This window comes from Corynebacterium sp. H127 (assembly GCF_037482665.1).
Lineage (GTDB): Bacteria > Actinomycetota > Actinomycetes > Mycobacteriales > Mycobacteriaceae > Corynebacterium.
Window position 1 is genome coordinate 1 of record NZ_JBBHKY010000016.1, and the last position, 13780, is coordinate 13780.

A 13780-nucleotide genomic window follows, 5' to 3' on the forward strand; every position below is an offset into this window, starting at 1 on the left:
CCTGTTCAAATAACTCAACGAGCTGCTCCCGCTGTACCTGACTCAACGAACTTCGTGCTCTCAAAAGAAAAACTCCCCACTAGTCGGAAACTGATTTCTCAGTCCAACTAATGGGGAGCAGTTCACATAACCTGGGACGGGGCGACAAAGGAGCGAGAAGGATTACTGCTTCTCGTCGAATTCCTTCTCAGCTTCCTCAGCCTGATCCTCGAGAGAATCCAGCTCAGCAACGTTGGCTTTATCCAGCGCCTCATCGATGGCGTCGTCAGCGAACTCGCCATCATTGATCGCCTGAGTCTGCTCGGCTACATCAGCATCCTGAGCCTGGTGCTCAGCAAGCTGCTTATCAAGGTCTTCCAGGAAGTCCGCATCAACCTCAGTGTCGGTCGGGGTGACCGAGGAGTAAACAAGGCGAGAGCCCTCAGCCGTGTGTTCCTCCACCCGAGGTGGAACAGTGTTCGCCTTCTCCGGGCGGAACATGAACCAGTACACAGCGGCACCGATGGCACCGAGTACGGCTACGAGCAGCGCAGTGGCGCTCAGCTTGCCACACTTCTTCTTAGGAGCCTTCTTCAGGCCAGCCTTCACTGCGCGCTTGTTAGCCTTCTTGGCTAGCTGCTTAGACTTCTTCTCGGATTCCTTCCGGAAATCAGCGAACTTAGCCGTGCCTGCCGTGGTGGCAGTAGCGCCGGCGGAGGCTGCTTCTTCGCGTGCCTTCTCCAGGCGGACGCGGGCATTCTCGGCTACCTTAGCGGCGGAGTCGCGACGGTCGTCAATAATCGCACGACCCTTTTCCTGGCCCATTTCCGCGAGCTCGGCGAGGGTGTAGTTCTCTGCGACGTCGGAAAGCGCTTCATAGGCTTCCGCAGTCTTGCGCTCCCGGTAATCGTTGAGCGCGCCGATGGCAGCACGGGTGGTGTTGATAGCGAGACGGACATTGTTCATATTTCTTCAATCCTCTTTCCTTTTAGTCGAGGGGTTCGTGCTTTCAAGCGTAGCCACATTGCGGGAAACGTGACAGGGAATGACGTAACATTGTGCTCATGACTCAAAAGACCGCAACTGCGACCTTGCATACGAACCGTGGCGACATCGTCATTGACCTCTATGGCAACCATGCACCAGAGACCGTTGCCAACTTTGTTGGCCTGGCTGATGGCTCCAAGGAGTACAAGTCCAACAACGCTTCTGGCACCACTGAGGGCCCGTTCTACGACGGCGCTATCTTCCACCGCGTCATCGACGGCTTCATGATCCAGGGCGGCGACCCAACCGGCACCGGCCGTGGCGGCCCAGGCTACATGTTCGGTGATGAAATCCACCCTGAGCTGCGCTTTGACCGTTCCTACCTGCTGGCCATGGCGAATGCTGGCCCCGGCACCAACGGCTCCCAGTTCTTCATCTCCGTGGCTGCTGCACCATGGCTCAACGGCAAGCACACCATCTTCGGTGAGGTCACCGACGCGGCTTCCCAGAAGGTAGTCGACGAGATCGCCACCACCGCTACCGGCGCAATGGATCGTCCGACCGAGGACGTAGTTATCAACTCGATCACCATCGCGTAACTGTTTCGCACCCTTTTCCGCCTGCTTGTCGACGTCCGTCGGCGGCAGGCGTTTTTCATTGGAGCACCCATGAACCTCATCCAACGGTGGTGGCAGCAAGCCCCAGCCACCGTGGCCTTCTGCACAGCGATGATCCTCGCGTACGTGGCGACGGCCATCCAATCCCTCTCCCTCGTGGATAACCTCTCCCGCAGCGCGATCGCTGATGCCAGCATCCTGTACTTACCGGACATGTATGACGCGTGGGGGCCGATGCGGGCGCTCACTTCCGCCTTCATGCACATCGGCCCCGGCCATCTTGCGCTGAACCTAGTGTTGCTCTTTCTGCTCGGTAGGGAGATTGAACAGTACGCGGGCCGGGGCTTGTACATATTGGTGTGGTTGACCGCCGCCATTGGTGCGAGCACCCTCACGGTATGGCTGGACCCCATCAACGCTACTGCTGGCGCTTCAGGCGTGGGCTATGCGCTGATGGCCCTGTTGGTGGGTGTTGTGATGCAGCGCGGTGGCGATCTCCGCGCCCCTATAGTGCTGATCATTGTGAATATTGCCTTCACGGTAATCACCCCCGGTATCTCGCTGTGGGGCCACCTGGGAGGCCTATTAGCTGGGTTTTTATTGTCGGTTGCACTGTTGCCGCGTTCGCGGGGGTGGCGTGCCTGTTGTATATCCATGGTGCTCATCGGCTACCTCGTGGCTTTGTTTTGGAGGCTGGCTACATTCACCACCAGCGGGTTGTGGAGTCTGTAGCTGTTTTACACAAGTTATCCCCATCTTTGTGATGGGGATTTTTTCTGCCAAGTTATACACAGGAGTTGTCCACAGTGTGGATAACTACATTCTTGTAATTTACGCCTGCAGTTTCGAATGGGTGAGAATTAGCAGTGAATTTGCGCCTAGATTAGAACACAAGGCCGATGCTGACAAAGTTGTGCACAGGTTTATCCACCGCCTGTGGAATTGTGAAAGGTTGGCAGTTGTTTAACTATGCACAAACTTATCCCCAGCCTGTGGATAACTTGATCGGCAGGGGTGTGTACACATCGCTGGGGTGGAATTACAACAATGGCATTTACATACAGTTCAAAAGAAGCCGGACCTTGGATCTGGTTGGGACGAATCAACAGTGAGACGTCCCAACCGAACCCAAGGTCCGGCAGGGGGAATAGCGGTGGGGGCTAACGCCAGCCCATCGTCATCAAAAGCCCCAGGATGAAGAATCCGAAGCCGATGCCGTAGTTCCACGGTCCTAGCTCGCGCATAAAGGCGATATCCATGCCTGCTAGATAATTAACTACCAGCCACAGCAGTCCGATGATCATCAAGCCAAACATGATGATCTTGTACCAGAGTGGCGTACCCGAGGAGCTGATTTTCACCGGGGTGCGGTTAGTAGCGGTAGAGCTCACCGGGGCGGTGGACTTGGAGACTTTTGCTTTAGGCATCGTTCACACTTTCATTCAAGTTCTGTTGCGGTCTCATTGTGCCAGTTGGGGCATAGTCCGGCAATAAGGTCGCGCCGTTATCGCCCCTAAGGGAGCAATTGGAATTCATAGACGTCCACATAAACAAGGGAATCCTTGCTCAGCTTCTTGCCCGCGGCTGGATCCTGCTTCGCGATTTTGCCTTGATCCACCAGCGCGGTGGTGGCAACGCGTCGCTGTTGTAGTGAAGTCTCCGGAGCCGTCCAACCCGCTGCACGTAGCGCACGCAGTGCCTGTGGCACCGTCATCCCGGTCAGCGAAGGCGCGCTGACCGCAGCCCCATTGGACACTGTCACCGTCACCTGCGAGCCCTTGGGCAGTGTTTGCCCTGACTCGGCGAGCGAAATCACCGTGCCGGCCGGCTCGTTGGAATCCACAACCTTTACTTGTGGGACAAAACCGAGGGAGGTCAGGTTGGACTCTGCGGAATCCCACTTCATGCCCTCAATGTTCGGAACCCGGACTTCCTCAACGCCCTTGGAGATCTTGATGGACACCTTAGAGCCCTTGGACACCTGGGAGCCTGCTCCTGGTGATTGCTCCATGACCTGCCCCTTAGGCACCGTGTCCGAGTCTTCTTCTTTCACGGCGTTGTCCAGCTGCAACCCGGCGTCGGAAAGCGCGGTGGCCGCGGCAGCCGTGGTCAGGCCTTCGAGGTCAGGAACCTCAATGATCTCCTTGCCGGAGGAAACGATGAGCGTAACTGTCGCCCCGGCCCGGACTTGGGAGCCTGATGCTGGGTTGGTGGCAATGACGGACCCCTTTGGAACCGTCGGGCTGGATTCTTCCTTGCGTTCCACTTGGAGGCCCAACTTCTCCAGCTGGGCGACCGCGCTGGCCTCTGGCTGATTAGCCACATTCGGAATGGCTACGTTCTGAGAGGTTCGTTGGGAAGTGCCAGCACCATCACTGAACTGGGTGTAGGCGAAGTAACCGCCACCGCCGAGCAACGCGAGGACAGCGAGGGTTCCCAGCACCGCACCCCACGGGCTCTTGCGTTCCTGCTCCTTGTAATGCTGAGCCGCGGAAATTGGTGGTGCCGGCGTGAGCTGGGAAACCGCCCCACGCGACGGCTCTTGACGGGTCGCCACGGTGACCGGCTCGGAAAAGACTTGGGTTGGTGGGTCAGCAGGGACCGGGGTGGGGATCGGGTCGATGCTCAGATGGTTGCGGGCTGCCAATGCCACGGCGCCTCGCTGGATACGACGCAAATCCTCCGCGAACTCCGCAGCGGTCTGATACCGGTCATCCGGGTGCTTAGCCATGGCGGTCAAGCACACCGCATCGATGTTCACGGCGGCAGTCGGGGACAGGTTCGAAATGAGTTCAGAAGGCGGGGTCGGATCTTCCTGGACATGCTGATACGCGATTGCCAGGGGGCTGTCGCCGGAAAATGGCGGGCGCCCGGTGAGCAATTCATAGAGCACGCAGCCAGTGGCGTAGATATCCGAGCGCACATCCGCGCTCTTACCGCGAGCCTGCTCCGGGGAGAGGTATTGCGCGGTACCGATGACGGCAGCGGTAGCGGTCATCGCGGAGGTGGCGTCGCCTAGCGCGCGGGCAATGCCGAAGTCCATCACCTTGATGTCGCCGACGGGCGTGATCATGATGTTCGCAGGCTTGATATCGCGGTGGATGATGCCGGCATCGTGGCTCACCTGCAGGGCTTCGCACACTGGTGCCAGCATTTTTGCGGCGTCGGCGGGCAGGATAGGCGAATCGTCGCGGATGATGGCGCGCAGCGTTTTGCCCGTCACCAACTCCATCACAATGTAGGGGACAGTGGTGCCGTGGATTTCGGTATCACCGGTGTCATAGACGGCAACGATGGCCGGATGGTTCAGGCTGCCACCGTTTTGAGCTTCGCGGCGGAAGCGCTCCCGGAAGCCTTCGTCGCGGGCGAGGTCGGCACGCATAATCTTCACGGCGACATCGCGCCCCAGCAGCGTGTCCTTGGCGCGATAGACATCCGACATACCGCCGGTGCCGATCATTTCCCCGAGCTCGTAACGTGAGCCGAGCGCGTGTGCAGTCATGTGCCGATCCTCCTCCCTAGTCTATTAGTTGTTCTGTACATTATTAGGCATCGTGCCTAAATTGGGAATCCCAAGGTCCACGGTCTGGGAAGGCAGTGGTGCCTCCGAGATGGAAACCTGTGGCTCCGTAGTCTTTGGTTTCGATTCCTTGGTCTTAGTTTCCTTCGTCTTCGTCGCCTTTGATTGGCTGCTCGGAGCTTCCGAGGACGGCTCCGTGGTTTCATAGATCGTCGTCGCCTGCGGTACGGACTGCGTGACCGTTTCCTGTGGCGAGGTCAACTTAGAGGTCTTCGGTGCAAGGCTCGTTGTTGGCGCAGTGGTCACCGGTGCAACCGAGGAGGTAGCCGGTGCCGGCGAAGGTTGCGGATCGTTGCTCATGGTGCGCAGCGCCCACGCGCCACCGCCACCTATGAGCATCGCTAACAGCAGGCCAGCTGCGATCCAACCACCCTTGCCACCCTGCTGGGTTTTCGCAGCGCCAGCCGCTCCCGCAGTACCGACGGCGCCCGGGAGGTGGCTGCTAGGAACCCCAGTCGGGGCGGCCTGCTGCAGTACTTCCGCAGGCGTACCCACCGGCATGACAGTGGTCTGTGCATTTGTTGGAGCATAGGGGGTGGTCTCCGCGACCGGCTGTGGGCTCGGATCACGCGGCGGCTGCCCCAGGCGTACCTGCGAAATTGCGGCGGCAAAGGCGGATCCCTCCGGGAAGCGACGCGTCGCATCCTTGCGCAACGCGACGGCGATGAGCTCGCGCGCCGGGGCGGACACTGTCGTATCCAGCGGCGGGGCCGCATCCTTGATGTGTGAGATGGCCACCGAAACGGAGGAGTCGCCACTGAAAGGGCGAGCGCCGGAAAGCAGCTCGTATCCCACTACGCCAAGGGAATAAATATCGGAGGCGGCGGTGACATTGTGGCCCTGCGCCTGCTCCGGGGAAACATACTGGGCGGTGCCAACCACCATGCCGGTGCGCGTGAGTGGCACTGCGGCCGCGGCCTTTGCGATGCCGAAGTCGGTGATCTTCACGCGGTCTTCCGGTGTGATCATGATATTGCCCGGCTTGATGTCGCGGTGCACCAGGTGCATAGCGTGGATCGTGCCGAGGCCGTGCGCGGCCTGCTCCAGCAGATTCAGGGCGCGCTCTTCGGGGAGCTTGCCTTCCCGGGCAATCAGGTCTGCGAGGGATTCGCCGCGGACGAATTCCATGACGATGAAGCAGAAGTTGCGGCCACGGTCGTCGACAAGCTCGCGGTAGTCGTAGGTCGCCACCACATTGGGGTGCTGGATGCTCTCGGCGGTGGTGGCTTCGTTGCGGAAGCGGCTGAGGAATTCCTGGTTGTCCGAGAACTCGGGACGCAGGACCTTGATGGCCACCTCACGGGCATTGCGGACGTCGTCGGCAAGCCACACTGTGGACATGCCACCGTGCCCAATGATCCACTGCAGCCGGTAGTCCGGGCCAATCAGTTCCTGGAGGGCTTCGATGCCGTCGGTGTTGTACGAGGAGGTCATGGAAGAGTCCTTTCTGCGCTAGCGCGCATTCCGTAGCGCAGCATCGATGACTTCGCGGCCGATGGGAGCGGCAACGGAACCACCGGTTGCGGCCTGGCCGCGGTTGCCGCCGTTCTTCACCACGACGGCTACTGCAACATCCGCATCCTGGGATGGTCCAAAGGCTATATACCAAGCGTGCGGGTTAGAGTTACGGGAATCTTCGCCATGCTCGGCGGTACCGGTCTTGGAAGCGATGTCCGCGCCGGTATAACCCGAGGTCATTTTCTCTGAACCGCGCATCAGCTCGGTCAGCGTCTTAGCGATTTCCGGGGAAACAGCCTCATTCAGCTCCTTCGCTTTGGTCTTCTTCAGCGACTTCAAATCGCTGCCGAGAATCTCGGAAACAAGGTGTGGCTCCATCCGCTTGCCACCATTGGCCACGGTGGCTGCGACCACGGCGTTTTGCAGCACGGATAGGGAGACGTCGCGCTGGCCTATCGACGACTGTCCCCGCGCAGCCGCATCCGACAGGTCACCGATGGTGCCTTGGGTCATTGGGACCCCGAGGTCATAGTTGTCATCCACGCCGAAGTTCTCGGCGGCCTTACTCAGCGCCTGATCGCCCACGTTGATGCCCATTTCTACAAAGGCCGTGTTGCAGGATTTGGCGAAGGCCTGGCGCAGGGTGGTGCTGCTACCACCGCAGGACTGGCCACCATAGTTTTCCAAGGTGGTGTTGGTGTTCGGCAGCGTGATTTGGCGGGCGCCGGTGACGGAGGAATCGGCAGTGTATCCGCTCTCCAGGCCGGCGGCGGTTGTGATCACCTTGAAGGTGGAGCCTGGGGGCAGTGTCTCCTGGGAGGCGTGGTTGAGCATCGGTGCCCCCTCCTGGTTTTGCAGTGCGGCCCAGGTGTCCTCTGCCGTGTTCGGATCTGCGATCAGTGCAGGATCATAGGACGGGGTAGAGGCCATGGCGAGGATCTCGCCGGTCTTCGGCCGGATAGCCACCACGGAACCCTGGTAGCCGCGGCTCGTCAGACCCTCGTAGGCGGCTTGTTGCACGGCAGGTTCCAGGGTGAGCTTTACGGAGGCGCCCGACTTCTCCTTGCCGCTGAGGGTGTCCCACCAGCGGGCGGCGAACAGTGAAGGGTCGGTGCCGCTCAGCACACCGTTGTAGGAGGACTCGATCCCCGAGGCGCCGTATACGTCAGAGAGATACCCGAGGGTCGCGCCATAAGGTTGTACGTCATTCGGGTATTGCCGCACGTAGAAATCATCTGCGCCCTTGACCGACTGCGCCAACACCTGGCCGCCGGCCGAGATTTGGCCACGCGGCACGGATTTCATTTCATAGAGGCCGCGGCGGTTGAGGTCGTTCTTGGCGTAGTCCTTGTCTTTGAACACCTGCACTACCGATAGGTTGACCAGGAGGACAAGGGACATCAGGAGCGCGAAGATCGCGGTATTTCGGATAGCTCGGTTCATTTATCGCACCGCCTGGTGGAAAGAAGTATCGGTGCCAAGTGGGGCAGGCGCATTATCGACGTCCGCTCCATTGCCCACCGGCAGACCTCCGGCAACTGGGACCTGTGCTGGGCGGCTGGCCGAATCAGAGATTCGCAGGATCAGGCCCAGCAGGATGTAGTTAGCCATGAGCGAGGAACCGCCGGCGGACATGAAAGGGGTGGTCAGGCCGGTCATCGGCATGAGAGCGGAGATACCGCCGGTGACCACGAAGATCTGGATGGCCAGGGTGAGGGACAAACCAGCGGCAACCAACTTGCCGTAGGAGTCCTTCACCAGCAGCGCAGTGCGCATGCCACGGGACACGAATATGGTGAACAGGACCAGGACGGCTGCCAGGCCGATCAGGCCCAGTTCCTCACCAATGGTGGAGAGGATGAAATCAGACCAAGCGACCGGCACGATCTGTGGGTAGCCCTGTCCGAGCCCGGAACCCATGATGCCGCCCCAGGACATTCCAAAGAGGGCTTGGGCCAGCTGGCTGCTGGTATCCCAGTTGCCTACTGGGTCCAGGAATAGGCTGAAGCGGTTCTGAATTTTGTCGGAGATTTGGTACACGCCAAATCCGCCGATGGCCACCAGCACCACGCCAATGAGCAGCCATGAAGCCCGGCTGGTTGCCAGGTAGAGCATGCCGAGCACGGTAGCAAAGAGCAACAGGGCAGGGCCGAAGTCATTCTCGCCGGCCATGATGAGCAGGGCGATGGCCCACACCAGCAAGATCGGCGCGAGGTCACGCAGTCGCGGAAACTCCATGCCGAAGATGCGGTAACCCGCCACCGTGAACAGGGCGCGCTTATTCACCAGGAGCTGGGCGAAGAACAGCAACAGCAGGATCTTGGAGAACTCGCCGGGCTGAATGGAAAATGGGCCGAGCGTGATCCAGATCTTGGCATCCGCGGCGGTCTCGGGCTGGATGGGCCACGCCATCGGCAGGGCGAGAAGCACTAGGCCAATGGCGCCGAGGAGATAGGAAAAGCGCGAGAGGATTTTGTGGTCGCGGATGAACGCAAGCACCACCACCATCAGCACTACGCCGACTAGCGTCCACATCACTTGGCGCGTGGCCATGGAGTTCCCCAGGGCGGAGTCCAGGCGATAGATCATTATTAGCCCTAACCCGTTGAGCAGGGCGGCTACGGGCAGCATGATTTGGTCGGCATAGGGCGCGAGAAAACACAGCGCCAGGTGCGCAATGGTGAATACGCCGACGTATCCGAACACGATGTACAGCACTTCCCGGGTCAACTCGTTGCCGAGGGAGACCTCAAGATTCACCATTGCCACGGCGATGAGGATTGCGGCGAGAATGAGCAGTCCAAACTCGGTGCGTCGCATTGTGAGGCGGGAGAAAATACTCACTTGGCCACCTCCCGGCAGTTCACGCCCGGGGTGTTGAGGTCGCCGGCCAGGGACTCATCAGGGTTGGCGTTATCGCGTTTGATGCACTCTGGCAGGAGCTCGCCGGACAGCCGGGTGACCTGCTGCATGACCTCGTCATAGTTCCCGCTAGGCATTGAGCTGAGGGAGGAGCGAGCATCTGGCTTCAGGTCATTGACCACGAACGGCGTGCAATCGGCCGCGCCCTGGTTCACCACCTTCAGCTTGGCGTCCTTGTCCAGGCAGGCCTGCTGGTAGACCGAGTGGAGGTCCTTGCCAAACAGGGAGGTATTGAAGCCTAGTTCGATCACGATTTGTTCGTGTTCGTCGGTGTTTACATAAAAGTTCTCTTTGCCCTTTTCTAACGCGAACCAGCCTGCCGCCGCCAACAGTGCGAGCACGATGATGGCGATCAGCAGGCCGAGCCAGGGCTTGCGCCGCTTCTGCCGGGCGGCCTCTGGGATCTCGGTGAGCTGGTTGGTGACCTCCCCAGAGGGGCTGATGGTCTGCGGTTGGCGTTCCTGCTTGGCGCGCTCGACCATGGTGGCGGCCCGGCCCGCGGCGGTATTAGGGCGGGGATCCTCCGGATCGCCGGCATTGAGCGCGCCTGCGGTCATCGGGGTGATGGGCAGTGCTGGGCCATCGTAGGCCTCGGAATCGATGACATCCGCGATGACCACAGTGACGTTGTCTGGGCCGCCGGAGCGCAGCGCCAGTTCGATGAGTCGAACAGCGGCTTCCCGGGGGGTGCCTTCTGCGAGGGCGGTTTCAATCGTGGAATGGGTGACAGGGTCTGAAAGACCATCAGAGCACAGCAGGATGCGGTCGCCCACCTGGGCGTCAAGCATCCCGAGGGTTGGCTCCACCGGGTGGCCGGTGTAGGCCTTGAGGATCAGGGAACGCTGTGGGTGCGTGGAGATATCCTCGGCATCCAGGGAACCTTCATCTACGAGGGATTGGACGTAGGTGTCATCCCGCGTGATGCGTTCCAGCTTGCCGTCCCGCAGCCGGTAGCCACGGGAATCGCCGACATGCAGCATCCCGAATTGAGTGCCGTCGAACATCAACGTGGTGCAGGTAGTGCCCATTCCTGCGGTTTCGGGATTGGATTTGATGCGTTCCGCGATCGACATGTTGGCATCGTCTGCGACGGAGCCCAACAGGGCGAGCATGTCATTGTCTGCGGGGTCAGCATCCAAGGCACGCAGGTGGTCAATCATGAGCTGGGAGGCTACCTCGCCAGCGGCGTGCCCGCCCATGCCGTCGGCAAGCGCGAGCAGGTAGGGGCCGGCGTAGGCGGAGTCCTCATTATTGCCTCGCACGAGGCCACGGTCTGAAGCGACGGTGTAGTTAAGCTTTAGCATTTATGGCTCCAACCTGACGGTGGTACGTCCAATTTTGATGTCGGTGCCAGGGCGAACACGTTCCGGCTGCTCGATGCGCATGCCAGCCACATAGGTGCCGTTGCGGGAATCCAGATCCTCCACGAACCAATCGTTGCCCCGCTTGAACAGGCGCGCGTGGCGGCCGGAGGCATAATCATCCCCGACAACAAAGTCCGCGTCTTGACTGCGGCCAAGGGTGAGATCTTGCAGGGTGCTGATGTCCATGTGAGAACCCATCAGTGGGCCCTCAATGACCTTCAGCAGGTGCGGGGCGCCCTTATTACCCAGCTTGGGCAGTGGCAGTGCGCTATTGCTCACCGCCGGGCCAGCTGCAACGTTGGCATCGGTGCGGAGCGCGCGCATGACACCCAAGATGAACAGCCACAGCAGCACGAGCAGGCCGATGCGGAAAATGAGCAGAATACCGACATCCATGAGCTGCTATCCCTTCGTGATTCGGACTTCGATGCGCGAATGCCCCAGCGTAATCACGTCGCCATCGGCAAGCATCCAATTATCCACCTGCATGTCATTAACAGTGGTGCCGTTCGTGGATTGCAGGTCAGTCAGGACGGCGTCCGCGCCATCCCAGGAGATCTCCGCATGCTCGCGGCTCACCCCAGTGTCAGGCAGCCGCAGGTCCGCCTCCGACCCGCGCCCAATGATGTTGGAGCCTTCCTTCACCGCATAGGTGCGGCTGGATCCGTCCTGCAGCAACAGATTAAGGTGCTGGGTCTGCTGCGGTGCTTGCTTCTCGACGTCCATAGCTTCCTCCACACGTGGCTGCTTCATAGGGGTTGGTGCTGCTTTAACGGGAGGCGGCGCCGGCAATTCAACATCACCGTCGGACTCCGATTCCACCTTCAGTTGACCCGTCTTCAGTGACTCATCAGCCGCAATAGTGACCACCACCGGGCCGAGAGCCGTCCAACCCTGATTACGGATATGGCGGGCCATCTGATCAGAAAAATCTGCCGCCAGTGAGGGGTGATGCTCGTTTAAGTTCTCTCGATCCTGCTCGGATACCAGCACCCTAAACACATTCGGCGCCTCCACATAACCCTCATACGTATGTACGCGGTTATCCTCCGCCTCCTGTTTCAGCGCTTCCTCAATCTCCGGCGGCACAACGCGACCACCAAAAACCCTGGCCAGGCCGTTATCCAGCCCACGCTGCATCGCAGAATCCAAACGAGCGAATCGATCCATCAAACCCACGAGCACACCTCCCTTCTCTAGCTACAACGTGTCCAGTATAGGGGTTTGTTCCCCATGTCCTAACTTTCTCTTGGGGTTTTGTCATGCTGAACAGGCGATTTGTTGATTCTCTAAGGCAACATGCTAAATTAGGTGAGTCGCAAATGCTTAGGCTTTTGAGTCACTCGGGCGAGTGGCGGAATGGCAGACGCGCTGGCTTCAGGTGCCAGTGTCCGTAAGGACGTGGGGGTTCAAGTCCCCCTTCGCCCACAGTGAGCGGTTCACGAACCGCATGGACCGGAGATCACAAACTCGAAAGAGGGAGTGACCTCCGGTTTCTTTTGTTTTCGTGTTCACGAGTGTACCGGACTGGGGAGTGGGGACTTGCGGGTGCAAGTCCCCACAAAGAGTGGAAAAGTGCTGCCTTCTACTCGGATTTGAATGGAAGACAGTATCTACTCGATATCATGAGGTGTGTGGATTATGTCACTGGTGAACCGGCTGTCGTGATAGCTAGCCGAATTTTTCTTCCCGCATCTTCTGCCGTGTTTCCTCGAGAATAGGCAGGGCATACTCGTCACTGAGAATGTAGCCTTTCTCAGTTTTAGTGAGCACACCTTCTCGCTCGTGGAACATAAACCACGCTTCACATGTTCCAAGGTTGGTATTGAAGTTTGCTATTCCACCGGGGGCGACGAACGAGCCTCGGGACATTGAACTAAGATTTGGAGTAGGCATCTCGTTGCCTTCCGAATCAGGCCATCCAAAAAAGCTTGCCCCACTGTGGTGTGGCTGTACGTGTTGGACGGCCCAGTACAGTACGTCCAAGAAGCGTTTTCCTTTCGGATCATGCTCGATTCGGCCTGCAAGTGCCTTTGCCATCGGCAAACCTAAGTACCGGAGGATGTCTTCGAGATCATCGACCCCCGTGGCATCGATGACTGCTCGTAGTTCTTCATTGATGGGCCCATGCAAGACGCCTTCAATAGCAAGCCCTTTATAGTCGGGTGCTTCTTTGGACAGGTCTGGGTGCGGTGCCAGCATGCTAAGGAAATCCTCGAAGGAGTCAGCGATCTGGAGGATCTCCCCATCCGGGTCGGTGTCGATGTAGAGCACACCCAGCGGTGCAAACTCCGCTAATTCGTAGTTGATGGCGAAACACTGGTGCATGCCGTCTTCAGAAATGGCGCACAAAAGCACGCCATTGGGGAGGTCCCATTCGTCCATGAGGAATGGTGCGTACTCGGCAAGATCGAGGTTGGTGCCGCTGTCGGTGTGGCCGTTGCCGAGGATGCAGTCGATCATGATTCCTTCGGGGTCGACGTTATCTGAGTCGATGCCGGTGATCATGCAGTATTTTTCGGCCAATTGTCCGCCACCGGTTTGCTTGATCACATCACGGTATGCGGCAGGTAGTTCACGCCCGAGTGTTGCTTCGATGTCTTTGATACGTTTCGCGCTCGCTGGGGTGCCGAGGGAGTCGAAGTACTTCTTGTAGCGTTTAAACATTGGGTTCTCTTAGTGTGTGCGTTGGTTTTGGAATTTGGTGATGTAGTCCTTGAAGAATCCTTGTCGCTGGCGTGCTGGGGCTTCGCGGAGCTCATCAATTAGCTGGGCGCGGTAACCCGGCTCGAGAACATGTCCTTGGTCGGTTGGGATGATTTTGCCCTCTTTGAGCCGGAAGTCCCACCACCTTGTGAACACGATGTCCATTG

Annotated in this window: 13 protein-coding genes and 1 tRNA gene; 3 read left to right on the top strand and 11 right to left on the bottom strand. The window is 59.2% G+C overall.

Annotated features, from left to right (window positions below; translation table 11 throughout):
• Positions 1–162: 162 nt before the first annotated feature.
• Complete coding sequence (locus WG936_RS11850) at positions 163–945, bottom strand: hypothetical protein (protein WP_339564759.1); 783 nt, start codon at positions 943–945, stop codon at positions 163–165.
• A gap of 98 nt (positions 946–1043) precedes the next feature.
• Between WG936_RS11850 and WG936_RS11855 the strand changes: the two genes are divergently transcribed.
• On the top strand, positions 1044–1565 hold the full coding sequence (locus WG936_RS11855; RefSeq protein ID WP_339564758.1) for a peptidylprolyl isomerase: 522 nt from the start codon (positions 1044–1046) through the stop codon (positions 1563–1565).
• Positions 1566–1634: 69 nt separating this feature from the next.
• On the top strand, positions 1635–2315 hold the full coding sequence (locus tag WG936_RS11860) for a rhomboid family intramembrane serine protease (RefSeq protein WP_339573020.1): 681 nt from the start codon (positions 1635–1637) through the stop codon (positions 2313–2315).
• A gap of 428 nt (positions 2316–2743) precedes the next feature.
• Here the strand turns inward: WG936_RS11860 and crgA are convergent, their stop codons facing one another.
• From crgA to WG936_RS11900, 8 genes are all read right to left on the bottom strand, one after another.
• The gene (gene crgA, locus WG936_RS11865) at positions 2744–3010 is read right to left on the bottom strand and encodes a cell division protein CrgA (protein ID WP_339564756.1); all 267 of its coding nucleotides are present in this window, start codon (positions 3008–3010) and stop codon (positions 2744–2746) included.
• 86 nt (positions 3011–3096) lie between these two features.
• Positions 3097–5085 carry a Stk1 family PASTA domain-containing Ser/Thr kinase gene (gene pknB / locus WG936_RS11870; protein WP_339573021.1) on the bottom strand — a complete coding sequence of 663 codons (1989 nt, stop codon included), beginning with the start codon at positions 5083–5085 and terminating at the stop codon, positions 3097–3099.
• 24 nt (positions 5086–5109) lie between these two features.
• Positions 5110–6597, bottom strand: a complete 1488-nt coding sequence (locus WG936_RS11875) for a serine/threonine-protein kinase (RefSeq protein ID WP_339573022.1) — start codon at positions 6595–6597, stop codon at positions 5110–5112.
• A gap of 18 nt (positions 6598–6615) precedes the next feature.
• Entirely contained in the window at positions 6616–8064 is a 1449-nt protein-coding gene (locus WG936_RS11880) for a penicillin-binding transpeptidase domain-containing protein (RefSeq protein ID WP_339564753.1), read from the bottom strand.
• Complete coding sequence (locus WG936_RS11885) at positions 8065–9465, bottom strand: FtsW/RodA/SpoVE family cell cycle protein (protein ID WP_339573023.1); 1401 nt, start codon at positions 9463–9465, stop codon at positions 8065–8067.
• Complete coding sequence (locus WG936_RS11890) at positions 9462–10847, bottom strand: PP2C family protein-serine/threonine phosphatase (protein WP_339573024.1); 1386 nt, start codon at positions 10845–10847, stop codon at positions 9462–9464. Before WG936_RS11890 ends, WG936_RS11885 begins: the two co-directional genes overlap by 4 nt.
• Complete coding sequence (locus WG936_RS11895) at positions 10848–11303, bottom strand: FHA domain-containing protein FhaB/FipA (protein ID WP_339564750.1); 456 nt, start codon at positions 11301–11303, stop codon at positions 10848–10850. It lies immediately after the preceding gene.
• A 6-nt stretch (positions 11304–11309) separates the two neighbouring features.
• Complete coding sequence (locus WG936_RS11900; protein WP_445227800.1) at positions 11310–12077, bottom strand: DUF3662 and FHA domain-containing protein; 768 nt, start codon at positions 12075–12077, stop codon at positions 11310–11312.
• A gap of 175 nt (positions 12078–12252) precedes the next feature.
• Here WG936_RS11900 and WG936_RS11905 point away from each other — a divergent pair.
• Positions 12253–12335, top strand: a tRNA-Leu gene (locus tag WG936_RS11905).
• A 243-nt stretch (positions 12336–12578) separates the two neighbouring features.
• On the opposite strand, the gene WG936_RS11910 is transcribed toward WG936_RS11905, so the two are convergent.
• Together WG936_RS11910 and WG936_RS11915 are read right to left on the bottom strand one after the other, a co-directional pair.
• Positions 12579–13574 (bottom strand): SMI1/KNR4 family protein, encoded by a 996-nt coding sequence (locus WG936_RS11910; RefSeq protein WP_339573025.1) that lies wholly within the window; start codon positions 13572–13574, stop codon positions 12579–12581.
• Positions 13575–13583: 9 nt separating this feature from the next.
• The coding region (locus tag WG936_RS11915; RefSeq protein ID WP_339573026.1) for a hypothetical protein at positions 13584–13780 on the bottom strand (197 nt) is incomplete at its 5' end.

Coding starts and splice junctions, on each gene's coding strand:
- WG936_RS11900 (WP_445227800.1), bottom strand. CDS start 12,077: ATGGATCGATTCGCTCGTTTGGATTCTGCGATGCAGCGTGGGCTGGAT.
- pknB (WP_339573021.1), bottom strand. CDS start 5,085: ATGACTGCACACGCGCTCGGCTCACGTTACGAGCTCGGGGAAATGATC.
- WG936_RS11850 (WP_339564759.1), bottom strand. CDS start 945: ATGAACAATGTCCGTCTCGCTATCAACACCACCCGTGCTGCCATCGGC.
- WG936_RS11895 (WP_339564750.1), bottom strand. CDS start 11,303: ATGGATGTCGGTATTCTGCTCATTTTCCGCATCGGCCTGCTCGTGCTG.
- WG936_RS11875 (WP_339573022.1), bottom strand. CDS start 6,597: ATGACCTCCTCGTACAACACCGACGGCATCGAAGCCCTCCAGGAACTG.
- WG936_RS11890 (WP_339573024.1), bottom strand. CDS start 10,847: ATGCTAAAGCTTAACTACACCGTCGCTTCAGACCGTGGCCTCGTGCGA.
- WG936_RS11855 (WP_339564758.1), top strand. CDS start 1,044: ATGACTCAAAAGACCGCAACTGCGACCTTGCATACGAACCGTGGCGAC.
- crgA (WP_339564756.1), bottom strand. CDS start 3,010: ATGCCTAAAGCAAAAGTCTCCAAGTCCACCGCCCCGGTGAGCTCTACC.
- WG936_RS11880 (WP_339564753.1), bottom strand. CDS start 8,064: ATGAACCGAGCTATCCGAAATACCGCGATCTTCGCGCTCCTGATGTCC.
- WG936_RS11860 (WP_339573020.1), top strand. CDS start 1,635: ATGAACCTCATCCAACGGTGGTGGCAGCAAGCCCCAGCCACCGTGGCC.
- WG936_RS11910 (WP_339573025.1), bottom strand. CDS start 13,574: ATGTTTAAACGCTACAAGAAGTACTTCGACTCCCTCGGCACCCCAGCG.